At 71.9% G+C, this 25,987-nt stretch carries 20 protein-coding genes and 1 other RNA gene; 5 read left to right on the top strand and 16 right to left on the bottom strand.

Annotation, left to right across the window (positions count from 1 at the left end; genetic code table 11):
• Window positions 1-271: 271 nt before the first annotated feature.
• The 6 genes from MXD64_RS08265 to MXD64_RS08240 form a co-directional block, all read right to left on the bottom strand.
• Window positions 272-1,699: a UDP-glucose dehydrogenase family protein gene (locus MXD64_RS08265; protein WP_017886081.1), complete on the bottom strand. Its 1,428-nt coding sequence runs from the start codon at window positions 1,697-1,699 to the stop codon at window positions 272-274.
• Complete coding sequence (locus tag MXD64_RS08260) at window positions 1,696-3,258, bottom strand: glycosyl hydrolase (RefSeq protein ID WP_017886080.1); 1,563 nt, start codon at window positions 3,256-3,258, stop codon at window positions 1,696-1,698. Before MXD64_RS08260 ends, MXD64_RS08265 begins: the two co-directional genes overlap by 4 nt.
• Window positions 3,251-4,897 carry a glycosyltransferase family 2 protein gene (locus MXD64_RS08255; RefSeq protein ID WP_263137397.1) on the bottom strand — a complete coding sequence of 549 codons (1,647 nt, stop codon included), beginning with the start codon at window positions 4,895-4,897 and terminating at the stop codon, window positions 3,251-3,253. The genes MXD64_RS08260 and MXD64_RS08255 overlap by 8 nt, the downstream gene beginning before the upstream one ends.
• A 502-nt stretch (window positions 4,898-5,399) precedes the next feature.
• Complete coding sequence (locus MXD64_RS08250; RefSeq protein ID WP_263137396.1) at window positions 5,400-8,351, bottom strand: bifunctional [glutamine synthetase] adenylyltransferase/[glutamine synthetase]-adenylyl-L-tyrosine phosphorylase; 2,952 nt, start codon at window positions 8,349-8,351, stop codon at window positions 5,400-5,402.
• A 36-nt stretch (window positions 8,352-8,387) separates the two neighbouring features.
• Window positions 8,388-9,725, bottom strand: coding sequence for a type I glutamate--ammonia ligase (gene glnA / locus MXD64_RS08245; RefSeq protein ID WP_071251070.1), 1,338 nt, complete (start codon window positions 9,723-9,725; stop codon window positions 8,388-8,390).
• Between the two features lie 125 nt (window positions 9,726-9,850).
• A complete protein-coding gene (locus tag MXD64_RS08240) occupies window positions 9,851-10,030 on the bottom strand; it encodes an SPOR domain-containing protein (protein ID WP_017886076.1) in 180 nt (59 codons plus the stop codon).
• Window positions 10,031-10,179: 149 nt separating this feature from the next.
• Between MXD64_RS08240 and map the strand changes: the two genes are divergently transcribed.
• The 3 genes from map to rnpB all read left to right on the top strand — a co-directional run bounded on the left by map (window position 10,180) and on the right by rnpB (window position 12,368).
• Window positions 10,180-11,043 (top strand): type I methionyl aminopeptidase, encoded by an 864-nt coding sequence (gene map, locus MXD64_RS08235; RefSeq protein WP_263137395.1) that lies wholly within the window; start codon window positions 10,180-10,182, stop codon window positions 11,041-11,043.
• A 41-nt stretch (window positions 11,044-11,084) separates the two neighbouring features.
• Complete coding sequence (ppgK, locus tag MXD64_RS08230) at window positions 11,085-11,834, top strand: polyphosphate--glucose phosphotransferase (RefSeq protein ID WP_042537019.1); 750 nt, start codon at window positions 11,085-11,087, stop codon at window positions 11,832-11,834.
• Window positions 11,835-12,007: 173 nt separating this feature from the next.
• Window positions 12,008-12,368, top strand: an RNA gene (gene rnpB / locus MXD64_RS08225) — RNase P RNA component class A.
• An 894-nt stretch (window positions 12,369-13,262) separates the two neighbouring features.
• Here the strand turns inward: rnpB and MXD64_RS08220 are convergent.
• The 10 genes from MXD64_RS08220 to MXD64_RS08175 form a co-directional block, all read right to left on the bottom strand.
• Complete coding sequence (locus MXD64_RS08220; RefSeq protein ID WP_259552454.1) at window positions 13,263-13,997, bottom strand: zinc ribbon domain-containing protein; 735 nt, start codon at window positions 13,995-13,997, stop codon at window positions 13,263-13,265.
• Between the two features lie 2 nt (window positions 13,998-13,999).
• Window positions 14,000-14,845, bottom strand: a complete 846-nt coding sequence (locus MXD64_RS08215) for a Nif3-like dinuclear metal center hexameric protein (RefSeq protein WP_214562124.1) — start codon at window positions 14,843-14,845, stop codon at window positions 14,000-14,002.
• Between the two features lie 165 nt (window positions 14,846-15,010).
• The gene (locus MXD64_RS08210) at window positions 15,011-16,105 is read right to left on the bottom strand and encodes a hypothetical protein (protein ID WP_263137394.1); all 1,095 of its coding nucleotides are present in this window, start codon (window positions 16,103-16,105) and stop codon (window positions 15,011-15,013) included.
• Between the two features lie 107 nt (window positions 16,106-16,212).
• On the bottom strand, window positions 16,213-16,827 hold the full coding sequence (locus MXD64_RS08205) for an RBBP9/YdeN family alpha/beta hydrolase (protein WP_259552448.1): 615 nt from the start codon (window positions 16,825-16,827) through the stop codon (window positions 16,213-16,215).
• A gap of 64 nt (window positions 16,828-16,891) precedes the next feature.
• Window positions 16,892-17,875: a helix-turn-helix transcriptional regulator gene (locus MXD64_RS08200; protein WP_056068438.1), complete on the bottom strand. Its 984-nt coding sequence runs from the start codon at window positions 17,873-17,875 to the stop codon at window positions 16,892-16,894.
• A gap of 118 nt (window positions 17,876-17,993) precedes the next feature.
• On the bottom strand, window positions 17,994-18,407 hold the full coding sequence (locus tag MXD64_RS08195; RefSeq protein WP_017886069.1) for an ATP-binding protein: 414 nt from the start codon (window positions 18,405-18,407) through the stop codon (window positions 17,994-17,996).
• A complete protein-coding gene (locus tag MXD64_RS08190; protein ID WP_017886068.1) occupies window positions 18,407-18,742 on the bottom strand; it encodes an STAS domain-containing protein in 336 nt (111 codons plus the stop codon). The genes MXD64_RS08195 and MXD64_RS08190 overlap by 1 nt, the downstream gene beginning before the upstream one ends.
• Window positions 18,743-18,801: 59 nt before the next feature.
• Entirely contained in the window at window positions 18,802-20,010 is a 1,209-nt protein-coding gene (locus MXD64_RS08185) for a multidrug effflux MFS transporter (protein WP_235517477.1), read from the bottom strand.
• Window positions 20,011-20,865: 855 nt separating this feature from the next.
• On the bottom strand, window positions 20,866-23,523 hold the full coding sequence (locus MXD64_RS08180) for a phosphoenolpyruvate carboxylase (RefSeq protein WP_042537011.1): 2,658 nt from the start codon (window positions 23,521-23,523) through the stop codon (window positions 20,866-20,868).
• Between the two features lie 135 nt (window positions 23,524-23,658).
• A complete protein-coding gene (locus MXD64_RS08175) occupies window positions 23,659-24,342 on the bottom strand; it encodes a biliverdin-producing heme oxygenase (RefSeq protein WP_263137393.1) in 684 nt (227 codons plus the stop codon).
• An 84-nt stretch (window positions 24,343-24,426) separates the two neighbouring features.
• Here MXD64_RS08175 and MXD64_RS08170 point away from each other — a divergent pair, with 84 nt between their 5' ends.
• Together MXD64_RS08170 and MXD64_RS08165 are read left to right on the top strand one after the other, a co-directional pair.
• The gene (locus tag MXD64_RS08170; protein WP_159555986.1) at window positions 24,427-25,272 is read left to right on the top strand and encodes a siderophore-interacting protein; all 846 of its coding nucleotides are present in this window, start codon (window positions 24,427-24,429) and stop codon (window positions 25,270-25,272) included.
• A 116-nt stretch (window positions 25,273-25,388) separates the two neighbouring features.
• Window positions 25,389-25,955: a GIY-YIG nuclease family protein gene (locus tag MXD64_RS08165; protein WP_194590542.1), complete on the top strand. Its 567-nt coding sequence runs from the start codon at window positions 25,389-25,391 to the stop codon at window positions 25,953-25,955.
• The last annotated feature ends 32 nt before the right edge of the window (window positions 25,956-25,987 follow it).

The following is a 25,987-nucleotide window of genomic DNA, read 5'->3' as shown; positions in this document are numbered from 1 at the left end:
TGTGCCGCGAACCATCCGCAGGAATGTGTCGCTTCGGCGCGGGGTGCGGACGCGACCGCCTGGAGGCCCGGTGCCGGTCCGGCGGGCGGGCACCGGGCCTCCAGGCTGGTCGCGACGCACGTTCCTTCCCATCGCAGCTGGACTGGGAAGAGGAATCGGGCGTCCCTGGTCAGAACTTCCGACCATGGACGCCCGGACAGACCAGGCGCCCCCGGGCGCACGGGAACGGGGCCCGAGCCGCCCGGCACGGACCCCGTCTCGCGAACGGTGACTAGCGGCTCGTGGCCAACGCGTCGTTCGTCCCCGCTGCGACGCTCACGGGTGCACCCGTGACCGGCGTGGGACGTCCCAGGGAACGGACGGTCCACCCCGCTTTGACCCAGTCGGCGACCGGGAGGCAGTTGCGCGCGTCGATGACGACGCGGCGGCCGACGAGGTCACCGAGGGCGACCGGGTCGGCGGTGATGATGTCGTCCCACTCGGTGAGCACGAGGACGACGTCGGCGCCCTCGATCGCGTCCGTCATCGACTCGGCGTAGCTCAGCGTCGGGAACGAGCGCTTCGCGGGCTCCATCGCCTCGGGGTCCCAGAGCGTCACCTGGGCGCCGCGGAGGTGCAGCGCAGCGGCGACGTTGAGCGCCGGGGAGTCGCGGACGTCGTCGGTCAGGGGCTTGAACGCGGCGCCGATGACGGCCACGCGACGGTTCAGCACCGACCCCCCGGCCGAGTCGATCGCCATGTCGATGACCCGCTGGCGCTGCCCCATGTTGATCTCGTCGACCTGCTGCATGAGCCCGACGACCTGTCCGGCGCCGATCTCGTTGGCGCGGTACATGAGGGCCCGGATGTCCTTCGGCAGGCAGCCACCGCCGAAGCCGAGACCGGCGTTCAGGAACTTCCGGCCGATGCGGGCGTCGTGGCCCAGGGCGTCGGCGAGCGTGGAGACGTCGGCGCCCGTGATGGCGCACATCTCGGAGATCGCGTTGATGAACGAGATCTTCGTGGCGAGGAACGCGTTCGCGCTGACCTTGACGAGCTCCGCGGTGGCGAGGTCGGTGGTGATGACCGGGGTGCCCTCGTTGATGGGTGCGGCGTAGACCTCGCGGATCACGGCGTCGGCAGCCTCGGACGCGCCGCCCCAGACCAGGCGGTCCGGGTGCAGGGTGTCCTCGACGGCCTTGCCCTCGCGCAGGAACTCGGGGTTCCAGATGAGTTCCGCGTCGATGCCGGCGGGGGTGAACTCGCGGACGATGCCGCGGAGCCGCGATGCCGTGCCGACCGGGACCGTCGACTTGCCGACGATGAGCCCGGGGTGGGTGAGGTTCTCGGCGACACCGCGGGTGGCGCTCTCGACGTAGGCCAGGTTCGCGGCGTGCGATCCGGCCTTCTGCGGGGTGCCGACGCAGACGAAGTGGACGTCCGCGGCGGCGACGGCCGAGGCGATGTCGGCGGTGAAGCGGAGCTTGCCGCTGGCGACGTGCTTCGTGATGAGCTCGGGGAGCCCGGGCTCGAAGAACGGGACCTCGCCGGCGGACAGCGCGGCGAGCTTCGACGGGTCGATGTCGACACCGATCGTCTCGAAGCCCATCTCGGCCATGGCGGCTGCGTGGGTGGCACCGAGGTAGCCGGTGCCGATGACGCTGATGACGGGTGCGGGACGGGTGTCGGCCGATGCGGTCGACTTCTTGGACTCGCTCATTGCGTGACCTCCTGCAGGTCGTAGTCGATGTCGTTGCGCTTGATGCCCTCGGCGAAGGCCTTGAGGGAATCGGCGCGGGAGTTGAGACGCCAGTCGTTCGTGGTGCGCTTGCCGTCGATGATCGTGGTCGCCGTCTCGCTGAAGTACGCGAAGCCGACGATGTCCTTGTTGGCGGGGTCTGCCAGCGCGTCGAAGAGCGAGTCGATCCACTGCGTCTTCTGCGGGTTCGCGACGCTGGTGCCGGTCTCGGTCGCCCCGATCTCGTTGAGCATGATGCCCTTGCCCGGCGCGATCTGGCGGAGCTGCGCGAGCGTCGCTCCGAACGTGTTCGCGAAGGACGGCTGCTCGTCGGCGTCGCGGTAGTAGCCGCTCATGCCGACCCAGTCCACGTAGTCCGAGCCCGGGTAGTACTGCCGCATGTAGTCGAGCGTCTGGTACTTCGGGTTGCCGAGCTTGTCGATGCGGCTCGGGGACCAGTCCCAGATGACGTACTTGTTCGCACCGTTCGCCTGGAAGACGTCGTGCACGTGCTGCCACATCTTGACGTAGGAGCCGGCCGGGTTCTTCTGCGCGTCGCCCTCGGACCAGTTGTACCAGGAGCCGTTCATCTCGTGGTCGAGACGGATGACCATCGGCTGTCCGTTGGCCTTCAGCGCCTTGGCGTACTTCGTCAGGTAGGCGTCGAACGATCCGCCGGAGATGTCCTCGTTGGTGTACCCGGGGACGTACTTCTGATCGTTGCTGGTCTGCGCCGGCACCGTCTCCCACGTCATCAGGGGCACGCGGCCGTTGGCCCAGGAGCGCTGCACCGCGGTGGCGTTGAACTCCTGGTCGAAGCCCTGGAAGAAGCCGGTCATGTTCGACGCGGTGCCGACCTGCTGGGAGACCTCGTCGTACTCGGCCCAGTTGAACGGCGACTGCGCGGTGTAGAGGCCGTACCAGCGCGACTGCTGCCCGAGGATCTCGGCCTTCGTCGGCGTCACGACCGGGGTGGCCCCCGGATCGGTCGAGGGGCCGGGGTTCGGCTTGGAACCGCTGCCCGAGCCGGATCCGTTGCCGGATCCGGAACCGCTGCCGGACCCGTTGTCGGACGGACCCGACCCGGACCCGCCGGCGGAACCCGCGCCGGATCCGCCGGAGCCCGACCCGTTGTTGCCGGAACCCGCGGCGTCGACCTTGGACGAGCCTCCCGAGCTCTTCGCGGCACCGAGCTGGGACTGGAGCGACGCGATCTGCGCCTTGAGCTCCGTGATCTGGTCACCGCGCGACCCGGCCTGAGCCGTGCGGGAGTCGAGCTTGCCCTCGAGCGACCAGATGCGCTCCTGGGCGGCGTCGAGCTGCGTCTGCAGCTCGGCGGCGGACACCTTCTTGGCCTTCGGCGCCTCGACGCCGAGCGCCTGGTGCACGGCGGTGGAGACGGGGCCGGAGGGCGAGATCCACACCGACCAGGTGATGAGGCCGAGGGCGAGCACGATGGCCGTCGTGCCGATGGCCGTCCGGCGGGCGTGCTTGCTGGACTGCGCCCACCAAGCACTCGAGGAACGGATGAAGTCAGACAATGAGGAACGCCTCCAGGGCGAAGATCGCGATGCCGATCACGTACGGGATCGCTGCGTACGGGTTGTAGCGGCGGGCTCGGGCGGGAGCCGGCGCAGCTGCTCGCTGGGCCTCCTGCTGCGCGACCGCGGCTGCGGCCTCGCGACGGGTGGCGAGCACGGTGGTGGTGGAGTTGGTCGCCGCGTCGGCGCCGAAGAGCTCGTCGAACGCACGGTCGACGGCCACCTGGTCGACGGTCTCGAGCGGGGACGGCGAACCCGAGCCCGAGCCCGAGCCGGCCGGTCCTGCGCCCGCCCCGGCCATCCGGGCACGTTCCGCGTCGATCGGGCTGACCGGCACCTGCGTGGTGGACGAGAGCGGCTGGGCGGCGTCCACAGGCTCCTCTTGCATCGGACCACCGGCGTAGGCACCGGCACGGGTCCCCCAGCCGGACGCGTGCGCCAGGCGGAAGAAGCCGATGAGCCGGATCGGCATGAGGAAGAACGTCGACACGATGATGAACATCGGCAGGCGGAAGAAGTCGCTCGGCTTCTCGGACAGGTGCCGCATCTGGCGGATGGCCATGCTCAGCACGCTCGAGATCACCATGAGCGCCGCGACGTAGACGAAGCCGGTCGAGAACCCGTACTGCGACAGGATGCCCTGGTACAGGTTCTCGCCCTGGCCGGTGAAGGCGCGGTAGATCCAGCCCGCGATCACGCCGAAGAGCATGAACGGCAGGATGATGTCGGTGATGAAGAACGCCGCCAGGATCGGGGCGTGGCCGAGCATCCACGGCAGCATCCGCAGCGTGTTGTACTGCGATCCACGTGCCCAGCGGAGCTGCTGCTTGAACAGCTTCTTCACCTGCAGCGGGGCGTCCGTGTAGACCAGCGACGTGTACTGGTAGACGGTGCGGTACCCCTCCTTGAGCGTGAGGTTCGTCAGCGTGCGGTCATCGGAGACCTCGAGGAACACGCCCATGAACTTCTCGTGCATGAACCGGTCCATGACCCGCATGAGGATGCTCCGGCGGAACGCGATGGTGCGCCCGGGCAGGCAGCCGATCTGCCCGAGGACACTCTGTGCCGGCATCGAGTAGAGCGCCCGCGAGTTCTCGAGCCAGTCGGCCCAGCGGGTGATCCAGCTGCGCTCCGGCTCGAGGATGCGCTGGCGGGTCGTCACACCGCCGACGGACTCGTCGGCGAACGGCCGGAGGAGTTCCTCGAGCGCGCCGGGGGTCCAGACGGTGTCGGAGTCGACCAGCACGGTGATGTCGCCGTTGGACATCTCGGTGCCGACCTTGACGGCGTTCCGCTTGCCCGGGATGGGCGTGTGGGTCCAGCGGACGAGCGGGGCGAACTCGTCGCAGACCTCTTCGAGCGCCTCGTTGCGGGCTCCGTTGATGACGACGATGATCTCGCCGGGCCGCTGTTCGACCATGCGGCCGATGACGTCACGGAACAGGTCGAGCGGTTCGTCCACGACGGGGACGACGACGCTGGTGGTACCGACGAAGGTGCCGGTGAAGGGGCGGTAACGGGCGGAGATGACGACCTTGAGCAACCAGAGCAACCAGATCACCGCGGAGTACACGGCGAACAGGTAGAACTCGGGGTGGCCTTCGACCATCTGCCTGATCTGCAGAATGAAGGTGAACACTGATCCCTGCTTCAACGTTCGAGGTGGAGATTCCGCTTCATCGGGGAATCAGGGCGGTTCGGGTGATGCCATTGATGCAGAACCTGGGGGCCGCCGCAACGCGACCCCCGTCCGGGGGCGTTACGGGCGTGTTACGGGGTACACACCGGTCCCCCTCTCGGCCGGTCGGAGCAGTCCCCCGTCGTGCTGACAGCACTCCTGCGGACCGCTGTTCCGACGACCGTCGTCCGGATGGGCAACAGGTGCGGCCTGGAGGCACGGGCCGACTCCGACGGAAAGCCCAGGTCAGCAGGAGGTCACCGGGCGTGTCGGGGGACGTCGGAAAAGGTCCCCTGGCGGTCCGGTGGGAGTTCGGTCACGGCCCGGTAACGGCTCCGACAGCACTCCGGGCAGGGGTACGAAGGACGGGTCGTCGGGGGACGCAGCGCGACGCGGAGAATTCACCTTCGACGGGTGCTCAGGTCGGGTCCGTCAGAAGACATCCGGGCGTGTCGCGGGCGGGTCAGGCGCCGTAGAACTCGCGCTCGAACACCTGTCGGGCTCGCCGCGTGATGCCGAGGTAGTCGTCCTCGAGACGGCTCGCGGAGCCCGGCGGGTACTCCATCAGACGAGCGACACCCTCGAGCTGGACGCGATCGACGGGCAGGACGTCGGTGGTCTTCCCCGACCACAGCACGAGAGCGCTGCGGGTGCGCGACGCGAAACGCCAGGCGGCTCCGAGCCGCTCGCCGTCCTCGGCACCGACCAGTCCGGCGTCGACCGCGGCGTCGAGGGCCTCGAGCGTGGACGTGGTCCGGAGCGAGGGGATCTCGAGCGCGTGCTGCAGCTGCAGGAGTTGCACGAACCACTCCACGTCGCTGAGCGACCCGCGCCCGAGCTTGAGGTGCCTGGCCGGGTCCGCGCCGCGGGGCAGCCGCTCGGACTCCACCCGGGCCTTGATGCGGCGGACCTCGCGCACCTGGTGGTCGTCGATCTGTTCCGGGTACCGGGTGCGGTCGGCGAGGTGCTCGAAGTCGCGGAGGAGCTGCGCGTCGCCGACGGCGCCCCGTGCGCGGAGGAGCGCCTGGGCCTCCCACGTGAGCGACCAGCGGGCGTAGTAGGCGCCGTACGACTCGAGGGTCCGTACGACGGGGCCGTTCTTGCCCTCGGGCCGCAGGTCGATGTCCAGGTCGAGCGGGTGGATCGTGTCCTCGGTGAGCCGGTTGAGCTCGCGCACGATCGTCTGGGCGGTCCGGGACGCGACCTCGGGTGCAAGGTCGGGTGCCCGGTACACGTACAGCACGTCGGCGTCGGACCCGAAGCCGAGCTCCCGTCCGCCGTACCGGCCCATCGCGATGATGCCGAACTCGAAGCCCTCGGGGGCGTCGCGGCGGGCGAGTGCGAGGGCTCCGGCGAGGGTGGCCTCGGTGACGTCGGTCAGGGCCGGGCCGAGACCGTCGACGTCGAGCGAGCCGAGGACGGCGGCCATGCCGAGCCGCAGGGTCTCGCGGCGGCGGGCCGACCGCAGCAGGGCCGCGGCGCCGTCGACGTCGTTGCCGTGCCGGGCGGTGGTCGCGGTCATCTCGGCGAGCAGCGAGTCCATCGGTCGTGGACGCAGCAGCGCCTCGGGTTCGTCGAGCCAGGCCACGGCCTCGGGGAACCGCTCGAGCAGCCCGGACAGGAACGCCGACTCGGACAGCACGGTGGTGAGCGAGTGCGCGGCACCGGAGGAGTCCCGCAGCATCCGGAGGAACCAGCTCGACTCCCCCAGGCCGTCGCTCAGCCGCCGGAAGGCGAGCAGGGCGCGGTCCGGTGCCGGTCCCTCGGCCATCCACCGCAGGAGCACCGGGAGCAGGTTCCGCTGGATCGCCGCACGCCGGCTCGTGCCCTGGGTGAGTGCGCGGATGTGACCGACCGCGCCGGTGGGATCGACGAAACCGACGCCTGCCAGGCGGTCGACGACCTGGTCGTTGGTCAGGACGATCTCGTCCTCGGTCGAAGCCACGGCGGACAGCAGCGGACGGTAGAACAGGCGCTCGTGCAGCCCACGGACCTCGAGCTTCACAGCACGCCAGCGGGCCTCGAGCGCCGGCGCCGATGCCGCGACACCGCTCGACCGGGCGAGCACCCGCAGCTCCTCCTCGTCGGAGGGCATCAGGTGCGTCCGCTGCAGGCGGCGGAGCTGGATCCGGTGTTCGAGCACGCGGAGCAGGGCGTAGTCCGGCCCGAACCGCGCGGCCTCGGCACGGCCGACGTACCCGGCGTCGGTCAGCGCGTCCATGGCCTCGAGCGTCGACCGGACCCGGACGGACGGGTCGTCGCGGCCGTGCACGAGCTGCAGGAGCTGCACCGTGAACTCGACGTCACGCAGGCCGCCGGGGCCGAGCTTGAGCTGCCGGTCGACGTCGGCGTCCGGGATGTGCTCCGTCACACGCTCGCGCATCCGCTGCACCGACTCGACGAACCCCGGCCGGGTCGCGGAGTTCCACACGAACGACGCGACGGCCTCGGCGTAGCGGGCGCCCAGGTCGGCGGAGCCGGCGATCGGACGGGCCTTCAGCAGCGCCTGGAACTCCCACCCCTTCGCCCAGCGCTCGTAGTACGCCACGTGCGAGTCGAGGGTGCGGACGAGTGCTCCGTCCTTGCCCTCGGGGCGCAGGTTCGCGTCGACCTCCCACAGGGCGGGTTCGGCGGCGAGGTCGGTGATCGCGTGCATGGCGGCGATCGCGATGCGCGTGGAGACGAGGACGGCGCGGTCGACGGCGATGTCGTCGGTCGACTCGGTGACGAAGATGACGTCGACGTCGCTGACGTAGTTGAGTTCGCGCGCCCCGGCCTTGCCCATCGCGATCACCGCGAGCGGGGTGGCCGCGACGTCGGCCGCGGGGAACGGCACCTCGCGCCGGGCGATGTCGACGGCAGCGTCGAGGGTGGCGCCGGCCAGGTCGGCGAGGCCCGCCGCCACGGCGGGGAACGCATCGGTCGGCACGTCGTGCAGCACGTCGAACAGCGCGATCTGGGCCAGGTGCCGGCGGTACCGCACGCGCAGGCGCATCCGGGCGTCCTCACCCGTGGCGCCGTCGACCGCCTCGGTCAGCGACGCCGTGTACCGCTCCTGCGACCACGGTTCGGCGACCGGCTCGAGCAGCAGGTCGAGTTCGGCGGGCCGTCGGTGCAGGAACTCCCCGAGGCCGATCGACGCGCCGAGCAGGTGGATCAGGCGCGCGGTCGCCGCGTCGTCCGTCAGGACGGGGCGTAGCTCGTCCGGTGCCCGCTCGAGCAGCCGCTCGAGCATCCGCAGGGCGCCGTCGGGATCAGCGGTACCGCCCCAGAGCGCGGCAGACCCCGCGACCGGCAGCGGCACGTCGGGGCCGAACCGGGCCTCCAGGTCTCCAGCGCGCTCCAGGCTCTCCGACAGCTCGGCGAACCCCAGACGGGCCAGCTCCGAACGTGACGTCGTCGTCCGACCGGTCATGTGGAACGTGCTCCCGAGGGGTCAGGGCGCTCGGTTCTAGAGCGCGCCGAGGTTGGTGTCGAGCTCGAACGGGGTGACCTGGTCGCGGTAGCGTTTCCACTCCTGCCGCTTGTTGAGCAGCACGAAGTTGAACACCTGCTCGCCGAGGGTCTCGGCGACCAGCTCGGAGTCCTCCATGAGGCTCAGGGCGTGGTCGAGGCTCGACGGCAGCTGGCTGTACCCGAGGGCCTTCCGCTCCGAGTCGCTGAGGCTCCAGACGTCGTGCTCGGCCTCGGCGGGGAGCTCGTACTCCTCCTCGATGCCCTTGAGGCCGGCGGCGAGCAGCAGCGAGTACGCCAGGTACGGGTTCGCCGCCGAGTCGATGCCGCGGTACTCGATGCGTGCGGACTGGCCCTTGTTCGGCTTGTAGAGCGGCACGCGCACCAGGGCCGAACGGTTGTTGTGTCCCCAGGTCACGAAGGACGGGGCCTCGTCGCCGCCCCAGAGCCGCTTGTACGAGTTGACGAACTGGTTCGTCACCGCGGTGATCTCCGGCGCGTGCTTCAGCACACCGGCGATGAAGTGCTTGGCCGTCTGCGACAGCTGGTACTGGCCGCCCGCCTCGTAGAAGGCGTTCTGGTCGCCCTCGAACAACGAGACGTGGGTGTGCATGCCGGAGCCGGGCTGGCCGGAGATCGGCTTCGGCATGAACGTCGCGTAGACGCCCTGCTCGATCGCCACTTCCTTCACCACGGTGCGGAACGTCATGATGTTGTCCGCCATCGTCAGTGCGTCGGCGTAGCGGAGGTCGATCTCGTTCTGCCCGGGGCCGGCCTCGTGGTGCGAGAACTCGACCGAGATGCCGAGGTCCTCGAGCATGCGGACGGACCGACGGCGGAAGTCGTGCGCGCTGCCACCGGGGACGTTGTCGAAGTAGCCGGCCTGGTCGACGGGCTGCGGGCCGCCGTCCTTCCACTCGCGGCTCTTCAGCAGGTAGAACTCGATCTCGGGGTGCGTGTAGAACGTGAACCCGCGGTCGCTCGCCCGCGCCAGGGTGCGCTTCAGCACGTTGCGGGGGTCGGCCACGGCGGGCTGCCCGTCCGGCGTCGTGATGTCGCAGAACATCCGCGCGGTGGGGTCGATCTCGCCGCGCCACGGCAGGATCTGGAACGTCGAGGGGTCCGGGTGTGCCAGGACGTCGGCCTCGTACGAACGGGTGAGGCCCTCGATCGCGGAGCCGTCGAACCCGATGCCCTCGGCGAACGCGCCCTCGACCTCGGCCGGGGCGATCGCCACCGACTTCAGCGTCCCGATGACGTCCGTGAACCAGAGTCGGATGAACTTGATCCCGCGCTCCTCGATGGTGCGGAGCACGAAGTCCGTCTGCTTGTCCATGCACGACCTTTCCGTGTATCGGGTGGCCGCTGGCGGGCCTCGTCCCAGGCTAGTGGTCCGGCGGTGTGCGCGGGGCCGTGCGACGCGCCGTCACCAGGGTGCCGACAGGCCGCCGACCGCGGTGCTCAGCGGTCCTCGGCGTCCCACTTCTCGTTGTTCGCGGCGATGCGGTCGAGCGCGTGCTGCGCCTCCTCGCGCGACTCGAACGGGCCGATCCGGTCGCGCTGCGGCGACTGGGGACCCTGCTCGACCTGGCCGGTCTTGTCGTTGAACCACCACTGGGACTCGATGCGTTCGTCGCTCATGCCGCCCACCGTACCCACGTGACGCCCTGGAGGCCCGGTGCCGGTCCGGCGGACCGGCACCGGGCCTCCAGGCGGTCGCGTCCACCCAGCCAGGCCGCACCGTGCAGCCGTTGCGCTCGGCGCGTCGCGCCGCGGCTAGAGTGGTCGCCATGCCCCGGGACGAACACGGACACCTGACCGCCGGCCGGATCTCCCCGCACCGCGCCGTCCCGAAGGACATCGAGCGTCCGGAGTACGTCGGGAAGGTCGAGCCGCACGAGCACGGCCTCGGTGACACCTACACGCCCGACGAGGTCGAGCGCATCCGGGTCGCCGGACGCATCGCGTCGCGGGCCATCGACGCCGTCGGGCAGGCGATCCGCCCTGGCGTGACCACCGACGAGCTCGACCGCATCGGGCACGAGTTCGTCGTCGCGCACGGTGCCTACCCCTCCACGCTCGGGTACCGCGGCTACCCGAAGTCGCTCTGCTCGAGCCTCAACGAGGTCATCTGCCACGGCATCCCCGACGACACCGTCCTGCAGGAGGGCGACCTCGTCAACATCGACATCACCGCCTACAAGGACGGCATGCACGGCGACACGAACCGGACGTTCGTCGTCGGCCAGGCGTCGCAGGAGGTCGAGGACCTCGTGACCCGCACGCGCCTCGCCCTCGAGCGCGGCATCAAGGCCGTCGCCCCCGGTCGCCAGGTCAACGTCATCGGTCGTGCCATCGAGGCGTACGCGAAGCGCTTCGGCTACGGCGTCGTCCGCGACTACACCGGACACGGCGTCGGTCGGGCCTTCCACTCCGGCCTGATCATCCCCCACCACGACGCACCGCAGTACGACACGGTGATCGAACCCGGCATGGTGTTCACCATCGAGCCCATGCTCACACTCGGCGGCATCGAAGCCGACATCTGGTCCGACGGCTGGACCGTGTCGACCCGCGACAAGTCGTGGACCGCGCAGTTCGAGCACACCCTCGTCGTCACCGAACGCGGCGCGGAGCTCCTCACCGTCTCCTGACCGGACACCTCCGGCAGGCAACCGAAAGGCACGACAACCTCATGACCTCCCTCGCAGTCGGCGTCGACATCGGTGGTACGGGCATCAAGGGCGCGATCGTCGACGTCGCGTCCGGTGCCCTCACCACGGACCGCATCAAGAAGGCCACGCCCGAGGGCGGGAAGCCCCAGGACATCACGGCGGTGGTCAAGGAGATCATCGGTGAGCTCGCCCCCGGTGACGACGTCCCCGTCGGGGTCTGCTTCCCGGCGATCGTGCGGGACGGCAAGACGATGTCCGCCGCGAACGTGTCGAAGAAGTGGATCGGCTTCGAGGCCGAGGCGCTGTTCGAGAAGGAACTCGGCCGCTCCATCCACTTCGTCAACGACGCCGACGCCGCCGGGTTCGCCGAGCAGCAGTTCGGTGCGGCCAAGGGCAAGGACGGCCTGGTCATCGTGACGACGCTCGGCACCGGCATCGGCACCGCGCTCATCAACGACGGCGTGCTCATCGTCAACTCCGAGTTCGGCCACCTGGAGATCGAGGGGCACGACGCCGAGTCCCGCGCCTCGTTCGCCGCCAAGGAGCGCGACGACCTGTCGTGGAAGCACTGGGCGAAGCGCCTGCAGAAGTACTACTCGACGCTCGAGGCGCTGCTCTCCCCCGAACTCTTCGTCGTCGGCGGCGGGGTCTCGAAGCAGTACGAGGAGTTCCTCCCGCTGCTCGATCTGCAGGCGGACATCATCCCCGCGACGCTCCGCAACAACGCCGGCATCATCGGCGCCGCGACCCTGGCCGCGCGGAGTCGGTAGCGCTGGGCCCGTCGCGGGCGTACCTGGTCGAAACGGGCGTACCCGGTCGCAACTTCCGACCAGGGACGCCCGTTCTCATCAGCGACGCGCGCAGGTCGCGCGCACGTCCTGCGTCGGGCGGCGTCGGGCACCGCGACGGGCGCCGCGGACCCGGGTAGACTCGCACCAGCGAATGGGTCGGTGAGACGGTCGCGTCGCTCCCCCGGGAGCGCCGAGGAACGTCCGGGCTCCACAGAGCAGGGCGGTGGGTAACACCCACCCGGAGCAATCCGCGAGACAGTGCCACAGAAAGCAGACCGCCGGCGGCAACGTCGGTAAGGGTGAAACGGTGGTGTAAGAGACCACCAGGGGTCCGGGTGACCGGATCCGCTCGGTAAACCTCGCCCGGAGCAAGGTCAGACAGAGGACGTTGAGGCTGCTCGCCGAGTCCTCGGGTAGACCGCTGGAGGCCGACGGCAACGTCGGTCCGAGAGAGATGGCCGTCACCGCCGTGCAAGCGGCGGGACAGAACCCGGCGTACGGCCGGCCCATTCGCCCCTTCTCGGTGCCGTGTTGGCCGGCGCGCGCTCGGCGCGCTCGGCGCGCGCGGTCACGACTCCCCGCTCAGGTTCGCCGCGTGGTCACCAACCGTCGGCCGGCACCGCCGCAGCCGACACTTTGTGACCAGTCGGCGCAACGCGAGCGACGCGTTGCGACCAGCCCACGACGGACCGGAGGCGCGGCGCGGCGCAACCACGAGCCTCCCGCCGGGCGGCACGGGCGGTCACGACTCCCCGCTCAGGTTCGCCGCGTGGTCACCAACCGTCGGCCGGCACCGCCGCAGCCGACACTTCCTGACCGACCGGCGCAACGCGAGCGACGCGTTGCGATGAGCCCACGACGGACCGGAGGCGCGGCGCGGCGCAACCACGAGCCTCCCGCCGGGCGGCACGGGCGGTCACGACTCCCCGCTTAGGTTCGCCGCGTGGTCACCAACCGTCGGCCGGCACCGCCGCAGCCGACACTTCCTGACCGACCGGCGCAACGCGAGCGACGCGTTGCGACCAGCCCACGACGGACCGGAGGCGCGGCGCGGCGCCGCCACGGGCCCCCCGCCGGGCGGCGCACGGGGTCACGACTCCCCGTTCAGGTTCGCCGCGTGGTCACCAACCGTCGGCCGGCACCGCCGCAGCCGACACTTCCTGACCGACCGGCGCAACGCGAGCGACGCGTTGCGACCAGCCCACGACGGACCGGAGGCGCGGCGCGGCGCAACCACGAACCTCCCGTCGGGCGGCACGGGCGGTCACGACTCCCCGCCCAGCTTCGCCGCGTGGTCGACAACCGTCGGCCGGCACCGCCGCAGGCGACGCGTTGCGACCAGCCCACGACGGACCGGAGGCGCGGCACCAGCCGGCACCGCGCCTCCGCTCCGGACGTCGCTCGCGTCTACAGCCCGGACTCGGCCGTCCGCACCAGGATCGCGTCGCTGTCGGGGCACAGCACCACGTCGTCGGGCGCAGCCCGGCGGATGGTCTGCAGGTCGGAGTTGTTGAGCGCCACGCCCGAGGCCGTCGACACGCCACCCTGCAGCAGCGAGGCGCCGAAGCCGTAGCGAGCACGCTGCCGGTCGTACAGGGCGAGCAGCTCGGCCGGCACCTTCGCGGCGACGTCGGCGCGGGCCTGCTCGGCGGACTCGCGGTCGGCGTTCAGCCGGGCGATCTCGGCGTCGCGCTCGGCGACCAGACCGCTGCGAGCGGACTCCACCTCGGCCAGCTTGCCCTCGATGTCGCCGACCCGGGCACGGAGCCCGTCGAGGTTCTCCATGATCTCGAGCTCGGCGGTCTCGAGCCCCCCGATGCGCCGCTGCAGCGAGTCGAGCTCGCTCTGCAGTCCGGCGGCGTCCTTCGCGTTCGCGACGTTCTGCAGCATCGTGGTGTCGCGCTCGACACGGGCCTGCGCGACCGCGGTGTCGGACTCCAGACGGGCGAGGTCGCGCTCGGCGTCCTCGACCTCGCCCGTGGCGGCGACGAGTTCGCTGCGGAGGCCCGCGGCCTGCTTGCTCAGCTCTGTCAGCCGGTCGCCCTTCTGCAGCGACGTGATGCGGTGCGCGATGCGGGTGACGTCGTTGTCGAGACGCTGGACGTCGAGGAGGATGACCTGGTCCTCGGGTGCTGCCTTCATGGTCAGGCTCCTTCTGTGGGGGTGGTGGGTTCGGCGGCCGGCAGGACGGCGAAGTCCCACGGGTCGGTACGGAGGTCGCTCACGGTGACGCGGACCCCGGCGTGGGCGCGGAGCTGCTCTGCCGCGACGTCGAGCCAGAGCCACTCGGTGGCCCAGTGCGAGGTGTCGATGAGCGCGGGTCCGCCGCCGAGCAGTGCCTGTTCGCGGAACTCGGACGCCGGGTGGTGCCGGAGGTCGCTCGTGAGGTAGACGTCGGCGTCCAGGACCGCCGGATGCCCGAGCAGGGAGTCGCCGGCACCGGCGCAGAGCGCCACGGTGTGGACGGGCTGGTCGAAGTCGCCGGAGACGCGGACCCCGGTCGCGGTGGGCGGCAGCATGTCGACGAGCTTCCGGGCGAGCGCGCCGAGGGTGGTCGCCGCGGGCAGGACACCGACGCGACCGATGCCGGTGTCAGGGTCGGCTCCGACGTCGAGCGGGCGCTGCGCGGTCAGCCCGAGGCGGTCTGCGAGGACGGCCGAGGTGCCGGTCGTCACGACATCGGCGTTGGTGTGTGCCGCGAGCAGGGCGCTGCCGCCGCGCACGAGGGTCGCGAGGACGCTGCCCTTGTAGGTGGACTCGGCGATCGTCGTCACCCCGCGGAGCAGCAGCGGGTGGTGCGTCAGGAGGAGCCCGGCGCCGAGCTCCACGGCCTCACGGGCGGTGGCGGGGACCGCGTCGACGGCGAGGTGCACGTGCTCGACGGTGGCGTCCGGGTCACCCGCGACGAGCCCGACGGCATCCCACGACTCGGCACCGGCGGCGGGCCACAGGTCCTCGATCACGGCCTGGAGTTCGCGGAGCGTCGGCATCCCGTCAGTCTACCGAGGCGACCGCCCCGCCACGGGCAGCCGGACCGTGTGGGGTGATCCGGGCCTCCAGGCGGTGCAACCGGAGGCAGTGCAGCCGGATCCGGTGCGACCGGAGCCGGTGCAACCGGAGCCGGTGCAACCGGACGAGGGCCGGACCGAGGACGGTCAGCGACGACCGAGCAGGCCGAGCAGACGCTCGACGAGTCGCGTCCACCAGCCGGCCGGGCCCGGCGTCGTGGTGACCGCCGCGTCGGCGGCGTCCGCGACCGGAGCCGGGACGACGGGTGCGGCGACGGCGTCCGGTAGGACGACCGGCGTGCTCGCGGTGGTGCCCTGGTGCGCCGTGAGGGCGGCGGCGAAGGCCGCGCGGTCGATGACCGTCGGGCCCGTGGCGGGCAGGACGAGCGGGGTGGGTCGCGTGGACGCGGACACCGGCGACACGGCCGGGAGGCCCAGCACCGGTCGGACGGGTTCGTCGCGTTCCGGGACGACGAGTTCCACGACCGGGGCGGGTTCCCGGGTGGGTGTCGGGTCCTGCGCTGTGGTCGCGTCCTGTGGTGCGGTCGCGTCCTGTGCTGCAGTTGCGTCGTGTACTGCTGTTGCGTCCTGCGCTGCGCGCGCCGGGAGGCGCGCGGGCCGGGTCACGAGCGCCACCGGCGCGGTCGCTGCGCGACGGGCTGCGGCACGGTCGCGGCGGTCCGCCTCGGCGGCGGCGTCGGCGAGCAGGTCGGAGAAGACGGTGTGGGCGAAGGCGCGGGCGGCCGTCACCTCGGGGTCGTCGGAGCCGGCGACGGTGGCCTCCCACGCGGCGAGCCGCGCGAGGTCCTCGTCACGGCGGCGGACCTCGTCCTCGAGCAGGACGATGCGTTCGATGGTGCTGCGACCCGTGGACCGCGAGACCTCGACGGCCAGGTCCTCGATGCGCAGGGCCAGGCGCTCCGGCGGCTCGGGGAACGACGGGGCGCAGACGGCGGCGTGGCGGGCACGGTCGCGGCGGAAGGCCGGGGCCGCGACGGGAGCCGAGTCGGTCGTCGCGTCGACCGGTGCGGTGACGGCGACGGCGACGGCAGCCAGCGTCTCGTCGGTGGTGGTCGTGCTGTCCGCGACGAAGCCGGGGCGCTGCACGGGGCCGGTGACCGGCGGGACGACGAGGTCCGGCACGTACGGCGCGCGGGTGGCCGGGGCGTCGCGGAGCCACTCCTCGAGCTCGCGGCCGAACGGGTCCACGAGCGGGGTGCGTGCGCCGGACTGGGTCTCCATGTCCGAAGGATAAATATCGCGCGGGCCGAAATGCGGGACATCCGCGGTGTGTCGCTGCACCGCCTGCCATATCGGGTCGGAAGTGAGCGGCGTGTCGCGGCGCGCCGTCACCGCGTCCGTCGGAGGCCGTCCTCGAAGGTTCGCAGCAGCTCCCGGCCGGCCGGCCAGCCGCCGACACCGCTGGCGACGTTCACGTGCCCCAGGGCACCAACACGGACGACGTCCGCGCGCATCGCGGCGGCGAACTCGAGGGCTCGGGATACACCGCAGTAGGGGTCGTCGTCGCTCACGACCAGGTGCGTCGGGACCTGCTGTTCCGGGGGCACCGGACGCGGCGGCGCGAAGCCCGATGCCTCGGCCGGGAACGCGTCGCCGAGCGGATCGGGCGGTGCGACCAGGAAGGCACCGGCGACCAGGGCAGGTGCGGTCGTCGTGGTGGCGAGCCAGTCGGCCGCGGCCAGGACGCCGAGGCTGTGGGCGACGAGCACCGGGGGTTCGCTGCACGCGGCGACGGCCGTCGAGATCGCGGCGCGCCAGTCGTCCGCGACGGGGGCGCTCCACGAGTCGGGGGCGATGCGGACGGCGCGGCGGGTCTGCTGATCACGCTGGTCGTGCCGCTCGCGCTCGTCGTGCTGCCGGTTGCGCTCCCAGACGGACTGCCAGTGGTCGGGGTCCGAGTTCCAGATGCCCGGGATGACCACCCACGGTCGCGGTCCGCTCATCCGGGCAGCGTAGCGAACCGGCGACGCACCGAGCCGGAGTGTGACGCGGGGCGTCCTGCCCCGGTCAGGCGTGCGGCACCGCTCCCCGCGGCTGCTGCAGCGTGTCACGCGGGTACTGTCCGAAGCGCGAGGCGTACGCCGCCGAGAACCGGCCGAGGTGCGCGAAGCCCCAGCGCAGTGCCACGCTCGCCACCGTCAGGTCACCGGCGGACCCGCGTCGGAGCTCCTCGTGCACGCGGTCCAGGCGGATGCCCCGGAGCATGGCGTTCGGTGCCGTGCCGACCTGCCGCTGGAAGGCCTGCTGCAACCCCCGGACGCTCAGTCCGACGTGCTCGGCGACGTCGGTCGTCGTGATCGGGGTGTGTGCGAAGGCGTGCATGAACTCGACGGCCTCGCGGACGCGCCCGGTTGCACCCTGCGGCAGTGTGACGTCGGGGGCGATGGACTCGTGCGGGAAGGTGTCGAGGAAGGCCAGCGCGGTCTCGCGCACCGTCTCGGCGAGGGCGAGGCCGGTGAGTGGCGCCTGACCGAGCACCACGGCTGCCGCACGCTGCACCTGGGCGTTCCACGCGCGGAGGTCCTGGGGCCGGGGCGCCGCGGTGTGGTCGAACACCAGGGGGCCTGGCCGGGTGCCGTGCACCTCGGCGGCGAGGCCTTCGAGGTACGTGCGGTCGAACTGCACCAGGCTCTGCCGGACGTCCTGCAGGTCGAACACGAAGGGGCGTCGCGACGGGAACACCCGGGGCGTCCCCGGTGCGAAGTCGACCTCCTGCCGACCGACGTCCACGCGGCCGCCACCGTCCGAGGTCCACATCACGACGTACTCGTCGGGGACCTCGACCTCGCCGCGCATCCGCCCGTCGAACCGGGTGGAGCGGAAGGTCATCGCGTCGTCGCCCACGACCTGGAACCGGTACGCGAACGGACGACCGGTCCGGGACGCCGAGAACCCCGAACTCCCGTAGGCCTCTTCGTACAGTTGCACGGCCGCGTCGAGTCCGGCGCCGGACGTCTCGAACCGGATCCGGGGATCAGGGTCGACAGTCATCGGGCGAATCGTGACACGGTGTCCGGGAAACGCGTCAATCGTCTCCGCGTCATTGCGGTTTGCGGCCCGCGCAGTGCGCTGTGCGGATGAGCGGTGCTGCTGCTGGTGCTGGTCCTGGTCAGTGCCGCGACCGCAGGACCGTCCAGCGGTTCCGGTCCGCGACGCGCTCGTACCGCAGGTCGTCGACGACCATGCGGACGAGGGCCAGCCCGCGGCCACCTTCGGCGAAGTCGTCCGGCAGCACGGCGGCATCGGGGTCCACGGTGGCGGCGACCCCGTCGTCGGAGAGCAGCGCCTGGACACGCTCGTTGCCGACCTGGAGCCGGAGTTCGCACGAGACACCGTCCGCACGCGCGCCGTGCTCGATGACGTTCGAGGTGAGTTCGACGAGTGCGAGCTCGAGGGCCATGCGGTCCTCGGCGGAGACGGTCGGCTCGTGCTGCCACACGCCCGCCAGGAACTCGTGCACGGCGGACACGTCGTCCGGCGGGCACGCCAGTGCGAGCATGTGCTCGGCGACGGGGGCGGTCATCACCAGTCGGTCACCGCGGCGTCCCCGTCGGGGTACGTCCGCAGGATCTTGTCGATGTTGGAGAGCTTGAGCACCATCTGCACCTGTTCCGACGGTGCCGCGATGCGGAGGTCGCCGCCGGCCTGTCGCGCGGTCTTCAGGCTGCCGACCAGTGCGCCGAGGCCGGAGGAGTCCATGAACTCGACGCCGGAGAGCTCGACGACGAGCCGCGACCGCCCGTTGCCGACGATCTGGGCGACGGTCTCGCGGAACGTGGGTGCGGAGACCATGTTGAGCCGGCCACTGCACTCCAGCACGGCGGTGTCGGTCTCCGCCTCGTGTACGACGATGTCCATCTCGGTGGGTCTCCTCAGATCGGTGCGCCTTGCAACCAGCAACCTACCGGCTCAGACCCTCAGGTGTGGGACCGGTTTCGCCGCGTCGCCGTCACCTGCACCACGACGGCCGCAGCCATCAGCGCCGCCATGACCCCGCCCATGGCCAGCGCGGTCCCGCCGAGGGCGCCGGCGAGCGGGGTGCCGAGGCCACCGATGCCGAAGGTCAGCCCACCCTGCAGCGCGGCCGCGGTGCCCGGGTGCGCCGAGCCGACGTGCTGCGTCCGGGTCATCGCAGCCGGCAGGACGAAGCCCCACGCGGCCGTCACGACCGCGAGTGCGCACCACACCGGCACCGGCCCGAGGTCGAGGAGCGCCGACACCACCACGGCCGTGGCACCGAGGGTCCCGACGACCAGGCCCAGGGTCAGCAGGGCATCCTCGGTGACCCGCCCGACGAGCCGGCCGAACAGCAGCGTGGTGATGATCATCATCGACGCGTTCGTGGCGAAGACGAGCGTGTACAGCCCTTCGGAGAACCCGTACTCCGACTGGAACACGAACGAGCTCGTCGCGATGTACGCGAAGAACCCGACCGTCGACAGCACCCCGCTCAACACGTACGCCCGGAAGCGCGGGATCGCCAGGAGTTCGCGGATGCGCTGCCCGTTCGCCGCGAACCCGACGCCACCGCGACGCTCCGGCGGCAGGGTCTCGCGGAAGCGCAGCACCACAGCCACGAAGAACACGGCACCGAGCACCGCCAGCACGACGAACATGAGCCGCCACGTGCCGATCGTCAGCACCGCTCCCCCGGCCAGCGGGGCGACCACGGGGCCGATCGCGTTGATGGCCGCGAGGGTGCCGAACACCTTCGCCATCCGGGTACCGCTCGTCACGTCGGACACCATCGCCCGCCCCGCGACAGCACCGGCCGCACCGGCGAGTCCCTGCGCCACGCGGGCCACCACCAGCGTCACGACGTCCGGGGCGAGTGCGCAGCCGACCGACGCCAGGGCGAACAGGGCGGTCCCGGCGACGAGCATCGGCCGACGACCGATCCCGTCGCTCACCGGGCCGACCAGCAGCTGACCCACCGCGAACGCGACGAGGAACGCCGTGAGCGACAGCTGCACGGCGCCGGGGGTCGTCCCGAGGTCCCGCGCGATGGCCGGGAGCGCCGGGATGTACATGTCGGTCGCGAAGGGCGAGACCCCGACGATGAGCGCCAGCGGCACGATCGGGGGCAGCACGGTCGTCGTCGGTCTCGGCATGCGCTCCGTCGTCACCTCGGACACGCTACGCGTCCCCGAATCGATTCGACAGGGCACTTCGTGAGCAGCAACTGTCGGGTCGCGGTGCCGGACGCGACCGTTGCTGCTCACGGATCGCGGGCCCGCGACGTGCACGCGGACGGACGGGAGGCCCGGTGCCGGCCCGCCACGGGCCTCCCGTCCGCCGCCGCGAGCGGCCACGACACCCCGCTCACGTCCGCCGAGCGGTCGCGCTCCGTCGCCCGGCGACGGCGCAGCCGACGCTTCGTGACCACTCGGCCGGGGCCACCCGACGTGTCGCGACCCCTCGGCGAGGGCAGCGGCGCGAAGCGCGAGCGGTCACGACACCCCGCTCACGTCCGCCGAGCGGTCGCGTTCCGTCGCCCGGCGACCGCGCAGCCGACGCTTCGTGGCCACTCGGCCGGGTCCACCCGACGTGTCGTGACCCCTCGGCGAGGGCAGCGGCGCGAAGCTCCAGCGGTCGCGTTCCGTCGCCCGGCGACGGCGCAGCCGACGCTTCGTGACCACTCGGCCGGGGCCACCCGACGTGTCGCGACCCCTCGGCGAGGGCAGCGGCGCGAAGCGCGAGCGGTCACGACACCCCGCTCACGTCCGCCGAGTGGTCGCGTACCGTCGCCCGGCGACCGCGCGGCCGACGCTTCGTGACCACTCGGCCGGGACCACCCGACGTGTCGCGACCCCTCGGCGAGGGCAGCGGCGCGAGACGCCGAGCGGTCGCGTTCCGTCGCGCGGCGACCGCGCGGCCGACACTTCGTGGCCGCTCGGGGGCGCGGCTCGGGACGTGCGCGGAGACGGACAGGAGGCCCGGTGCCAGCTGGCACCGGGCCTCCTGTCCGTGGGGTGGGGGCGTCAGCCCGTGTTCTGCAGGCCGGCGGCGATCCCGTTCACGGTGAGCAGCAGGAGCCGGTGGTCGGCGTCCGTCGGGTCCGTGCTGCCGGACGTGCGGATGGCGCGCAGCGCGCGGAGCTGCAGGTGCGACAGGGCGTCGACGTACGGGCTGCGCAGGCGCACGGCGCGGGCCAGGACGGGTCGGTCCTCGAGCACGTCGCTGCCGCCGGAGACGCGGAGCACCCAGTCGCGGGTGCGGACCATCTCGTCGAGCACCTTCGCGGCGAGGTCGTCACGGTCGGCGAGCTCGAGGTACCGGCGGGCGATGTGCTCGTCGGTCTTCGCGAGCGACATCTCGACGTTCTTGATCATCGCGGCGAAGAGCGGCCACTCCGCGTAGGCGGCGCGGAGCACGTCGACGTCGCCGACGGCCTCGAGCGCCGATCCGAGCCCGTACCAGCCGGCGAGGTTGATGCGCGCCTGCGTCCACGAGAACACCCACGGGATGGCGCGGAGGTCCTCCAGCGACTCGACCGACAGCCCGCGACGGGCCGGGCGGGAGCCGAGGGGCAGCAGGCCGATCTCCTCCATCGGGGTGACCCGGGCGAACCACGGCGCGAACCCGTCGGCCTTGACCAGGTCGTAGAAGGCGACGCGCGAGACGTCGTCGAGCTGCTGGGCGAGGTCGGCGAAGCGGGCGGCCGCGGCGGCGGTCCGTGCCTCGTTGGACGGCGAGGACGCGAAGAGCGTCGCCGAGGCCATCTGCTCGAGGTGGCGGGCGGCGATGTCCTGGTCGCCGTACTGGGCGAAGATGACCTCGCCCTGCTCGGTGAGCTTCAGCCGACCGTCGATCGATCCCGGCGGCTGCGCCAGGACGGCTTCGTTCGCGGGACCGCCACCGCGGCCGAGCGAACCGCCGCGGCCGTGGAACAGGGTCAGCTCGATGTCGTTGTCGCGGGCCCAGTCGGCGATGCGGGCCTGGGCGTCGTAGAGCGCCAGGTTCGCGGACACCGGGCCGACGTCCTTCGACGAGTCCGAGTACCCGAGCATGACCTCGAGCCGACGGCCGGTCGCGGCGAGGCGTCGCTGGAACGCCTCGGTGCGGACGGCCTCGTCGAGGATGTCGACACTGGCGTGCAGGTCGGCGAACGTCTCGAACAGCGGGATCACGTCGAGCACCGGCGCGGCCTCGGCGGACCCGAGCGCGGCGACCGCGAGCTCGTGCACGTTCGCCAGGTCGGCCGGGGACTGCGTGAAGGACACGATGTACCGGTTCGCCGCGCGGACGCCGTAGCGGGACTGCAGCCCGGCGATCGTGCGGAAGACGGCGAGGACCTCTTCCGTGGTCTCGCTCAGTTCACCACCGGCGCGGATCTCGGCCAGGGCCGTGCGGTGCACCTGCGAGTGCTGGCGGACCTCGAGCTCGGCCAGGTGGAACCCGAAGGTCTCGACCTGCCAGAGGAGGTTCTGCAGTTCACCGTTCGCCGGTCGGATCGCACCGGCGGCGATGAGCGAGGCCTGGATGACACGGAGGTCGGCCAGCAGCGCCTCGGGCCCGTCGTAGGCCAGCGTCGTGCTGCCGGTCCGGGTGGCGTCGATGCGCGCGGCGACGAACAGGAGCGCACGTCGGTGCGTCTCGTTCGGTGCGCGGACACCGATGCGCTCCGCGATGCCCGGGTCGAGCGACTCCTGCGCGGCGACGAGGGCGGTGAGCCCGGCGTCGGCCGGGGTGTCGCTCGCGTCGAGGGTCAGGGCACTGCCGATGCGGGTCGTCGCGCGGGCGAGGCCGAGCAGGATGTGCTCCGCCGCGATCTCGGCGGCCTGACGCGTGACGTCGGCGGTGACGTGCGGGTTGCCGTCGCGGTCGCCGCCGATCCAGGTGCCGAAGCGCACGAACGCGGGGGCGATCACGGGCGCCCGGCCGGCGTCGTCGCCCTGCAGCCGGTCGTCGAGCAGGCGGTACACCTGCGGGACGATCTCGAACAGGGTCTGGTCGAACACGCTCATCGCGGTGCGTACCTCGTCCAGCGGGGTCGGCCGCGTGGTCCGGAGCGGCGAGGTCCGCAGGAGGGTCGTGATCTCCTCGAGCAGGCGGCGCTCGTTCTCGGCGCGGGCCGTGGCGTTGCGGGCACGGTCACGCTCGTCGATGAGGTCCGTGATGCGGCGGACACCCGTCGTGACCGCGCGCCGGCGGGCCTCGGTCGGGTGGGCGGTCAGCACCGGGTGGAACCGCAGGGTGCGGAGCCGCTCGGCCGCCTCGGCCTCGCCCACCTCGGCGACGAGCTCGGCGTACGTGGCGGGGAACGAGTCCCCGGGCACGCCGCCGTCGTCACCGCGCTGCCGGAGGACGCGCACGCGGTGGTGCTCCTCGGCCAGGTTCGTCAGGTGGAAGTAGGTGGTGAACGCCTGCGCCACTGCCTCGGCGCGTTCGGCCGACATGCCCGAGACGATCGCCTGGGCACGTGCGGCGCCCTCGGCGTGGTCGCCCTCGTAGGCGTCGATCACGGCCGCGCGCAGTGACTCCACGTCGTGGAGCAGTTCGTCGCCCCCGTTCTCGCGCAGCACCCGGCCGAGCAGGTTGCCGAGGTACCGGACGTCGGCGCGCAGGTCGCTGTCGACCGCACCGCTGACGTCGTCCCGCGCGCGCTCGTGGCGTGCAGATCCGTCGATCGCCGTCATGGAGTCCTTTCCGGGTCGTCCGGGAGGCTGGTCCCGGGTCCCAGCAGCGTATCGGCACCCGGGGGCGCATGACGTCGACCGTCCGGACGGACGCGGGGCGGGGTCCGGGCCCGGTGCCGGGCTGCCGCTGCCGCGTCAGGCCGGGACGGAGGCCCCGCCCGGCTCCTGCCGGAACGGCGCACGTCGGGCATCGAGGCCGGCGAGCAGCCCGCGGTTCAGCTCGTAGGCCAGCTCGACCTCGGCGATCACCCGGTCCTGCTCGTCGGCCGACCACGGCGCGGCGTCGAGCTGGGCCCGGTAGGTGTGCTCGAAGTCGCTCGGGTCGGCGACCTGGTCGAAGATGTAGAAGAGGATCCCGTTCGTGTCGAACCCGAACCGCTCCGCCAGCACCTGCCCGATCACGTGCCCGCCGGACACGTCGCCGAGGTACCGCGTGTAGTGGTGTGCCACGAAGCCGCCGGGCCACTCGGCCGCGACCTCGTTCAGCCGTCGCACGTACGCGGTCGTCGCGGGCAGCGGGCACACCAGCTCGGACCAGTCCGGGCCGATCAGGTACTCCAGGTCGGCGCGGATCGCCGGCATCCGGGTGAGCTGCGCGGTGACGAACGGCGCCGCCACGGGGTGGTCAGCCATGCGCTCCGCCGCCCGCTCGAGCGCGTCGTACACGAAGGCGTACTGTCCGAGCAGGTCCGCGTAGTCGGCGACGTCGCAGTCGCCGCCGAGCAGGTCCTGCATGAAGCCGCTCGTGGCCGAGGCACCGTGCGAGCGCCGCGTGCGTCGCCGCAGCAGCTCGGAGAACGGGATGACGGTCGAGTCCATGAGGTAAGGCTAACCTTACTGATGCGCGCGTCAAGCAGGGATCACCCAGGTGACGCCGAACCTCCGAGAGGAAGCTCCCCCACGATGAGCTCGAAACCCAAACGCCAGCAGCACGTCTTCGTCGTCGACCGCACCGAGCGACTCTCGCCCCACATGGTGCGCGTGCACCTGGGCGGCTCGGCGTTCGAGGACTTCGTCGCCCAGGCCGACCCCGACCGCCTCGCCGCCACCGACAAGTACGTGAAGCTCCTGCTCGCGAAGCCGTCGCTGGGGCTCGTGCCGCCGTACGACCTCGAGGCCCTGCGCGAGACCCTGCCGAAGCACGACCGCCCCGCCCGCCGCACCTACACCGTGCGCGCCGTCGACCACACCACGCGGACGATCGCGATCGACTTCGTCGTGCACGGCGACGCGGGCCTCGCCGGTCCCTGGGCAGCGTCCGCGCAGCCCGGCGACCGGATCGCCCTGTCCGGACCCGGCGGCGGCTACGCACCGACCACCGACCCGGCCTTCACGCACGTGCTGCTCGGTGACGACAGCGCCCTGCCCGCGATCGGGGCCGCACTCGAGTCGATGCCCGACACCGCCACCGGGGTCGCCCTGGTCGAGGTGGCCGGGCCCGCGGACGAGCAGGACCTCCGGCACCCGGCCGGGGTCGACCTGCGGTGGCTGCACCGGGACGCCACCGGCGCACAGCCGGGCACGCTCCTGCTGGAGACGGCCCGCGGGCTGCCGCGTGCCTCCCGGCCGGTCCAGGTCTTCGCGCACGGCGAGCGGACCGCGATGAAGGCGATCCGTCGACTGCTGCAGGACGACTGGGGGCTGGAGAAGCGCGAGATGTCGTTGTCGGCGTACTGGGCGCTCGGTCGTGGCGAGGACGAGTTCCAGGAGGAGAAGCGCGAGCCGGTCGGGGTGATCTTCACCGACTGACGGCGGGCCTGCGTGCCCGTTCTAGGTCGGTACGCCCGATTCGACCAGGGACGCCCGGCGCGAGCAACGGCCGGGAGGGCCGGGGCACGTCGGTGGGTCCGGCTAGCGTTCGGCGCATGGTCACCTCGTCGTGCTGCGTCCCGGGTTGCGCAGGCGTCCTCGCGGACGGACTCGCGGGCGTCCCCCTGTGCGGCGCGCACGTCGCGTTGGTCGCCGACCTCGCCGCCGAGCACCCCGGCGTCGAGGACGCCCTGCCCGGCCCGTGTCCGGTGTGCGCGTCCCGGATCGGGGTGCGCTACCCCTCCGGTGCGGTGTGCGCCCGATGCGAGTGGCGGTGGGGCGAGGTACCCGACGGCGATCTGGCTCCTCCACGGGTCGACGTCGTCTACTACCTGCGCATGCGCGACGACTTCGGTGACCGCATCAAGATCGGCACGACGATGAACCCCCGGCAGCGGCTCGCGGCCATCCCGCACCAGGACCTGCTGGCGTTCGAGCTCGGTGACCGGACGCTCGAGCGCCGGCGGCACGCCACGTTCGCGGCCAGCCGGTACCCGGGTACCGAGTGGTTCCGGGTGACGCCGGAACTGCTCGCCCACGTGGACATCGTCGCCGCCGGAGTCGACGACCCGTGGGACCTGCACGCCCGGTGGACGAGCGAGGCGCTCGCCTTGCGGGGCTGAGCCGCGACGGGCGGTCTGGGCGCGTGCGCAGC

The sequence above is a fragment of the Curtobacterium sp. Arg-1 genome (assembly GCF_025643395.1).
In the GTDB taxonomy this organism is placed as follows: Bacteria; Actinomycetota; Actinomycetes; order Actinomycetales; family Microbacteriaceae; genus Curtobacterium; species Curtobacterium poinsettiae.
This window is presented reverse-complemented; position numbering and strand designations above follow the sequence as displayed.

Coding starts and splice junctions, on each gene's coding strand:
- MXD64_RS08170 (WP_159555986.1), top strand. CDS start 24,427: ATGAGCTCGAAACCCAAACGCCAGCAGCACGTCTTCGTCGTCGACCGC.
- MXD64_RS08190 (WP_017886068.1), bottom strand. CDS start 18,742: ATGGACATCGTCGTACACGAGGCGGAGACCGACACCGCCGTGCTGGAG.
- MXD64_RS08195 (WP_017886069.1), bottom strand. CDS start 18,407: ATGACCGCCCCCGTCGCCGAGCACATGCTCGCACTGGCGTGCCCGCCG.
- ppgK (WP_042537019.1), top strand. CDS start 11,085: ATGACCTCCCTCGCAGTCGGCGTCGACATCGGTGGTACGGGCATCAAG.
- MXD64_RS08240 (WP_017886076.1), bottom strand. CDS start 10,030: ATGAGCGACGAACGCATCGAGTCCCAGTGGTGGTTCAACGACAAGACC.
- MXD64_RS08210 (WP_263137394.1), bottom strand. CDS start 16,105: ATGGAGACCCAGTCCGGCGCACGCACCCCGCTCGTGGACCCGTTCGGC.
- MXD64_RS08250 (WP_263137396.1), bottom strand. CDS start 8,351: ATGACCGGTCGGACGACGACGTCACGTTCGGAGCTGGCCCGTCTGGGG.
- MXD64_RS08265 (WP_017886081.1), bottom strand. CDS start 1,699: ATGAGCGAGTCCAAGAAGTCGACCGCATCGGCCGACACCCGTCCCGCA.
- map (WP_263137395.1), top strand. CDS start 10,180: ATGCCCCGGGACGAACACGGACACCTGACCGCCGGCCGGATCTCCCCG.
- MXD64_RS08165 (WP_194590542.1), top strand. CDS start 25,389: ATGGTCACCTCGTCGTGCTGCGTCCCGGGTTGCGCAGGCGTCCTCGCG.
- MXD64_RS08220 (WP_259552454.1), bottom strand. CDS start 13,997: ATGAAGGCAGCACCCGAGGACCAGGTCATCCTCCTCGACGTCCAGCGT.
- MXD64_RS08215 (WP_214562124.1), bottom strand. CDS start 14,845: ATGCCGACGCTCCGCGAACTCCAGGCCGTGATCGAGGACCTGTGGCCC.
- MXD64_RS08180 (WP_042537011.1), bottom strand. CDS start 23,523: ATGACGGCGATCGACGGATCTGCACGCCACGAGCGCGCGCGGGACGAC.
- MXD64_RS08205 (WP_259552448.1), bottom strand. CDS start 16,827: ATGAGCGGACCGCGACCGTGGGTGGTCATCCCGGGCATCTGGAACTCG.
- glnA (WP_071251070.1), bottom strand. CDS start 9,725: ATGGACAAGCAGACGGACTTCGTGCTCCGCACCATCGAGGAGCGCGGG.
- MXD64_RS08175 (WP_263137393.1), bottom strand. CDS start 24,342: ATGGACTCGACCGTCATCCCGTTCTCCGAGCTGCTGCGGCGACGCACG.
- MXD64_RS08200 (WP_056068438.1), bottom strand. CDS start 17,875: ATGACTGTCGACCCTGATCCCCGGATCCGGTTCGAGACGTCCGGCGCC.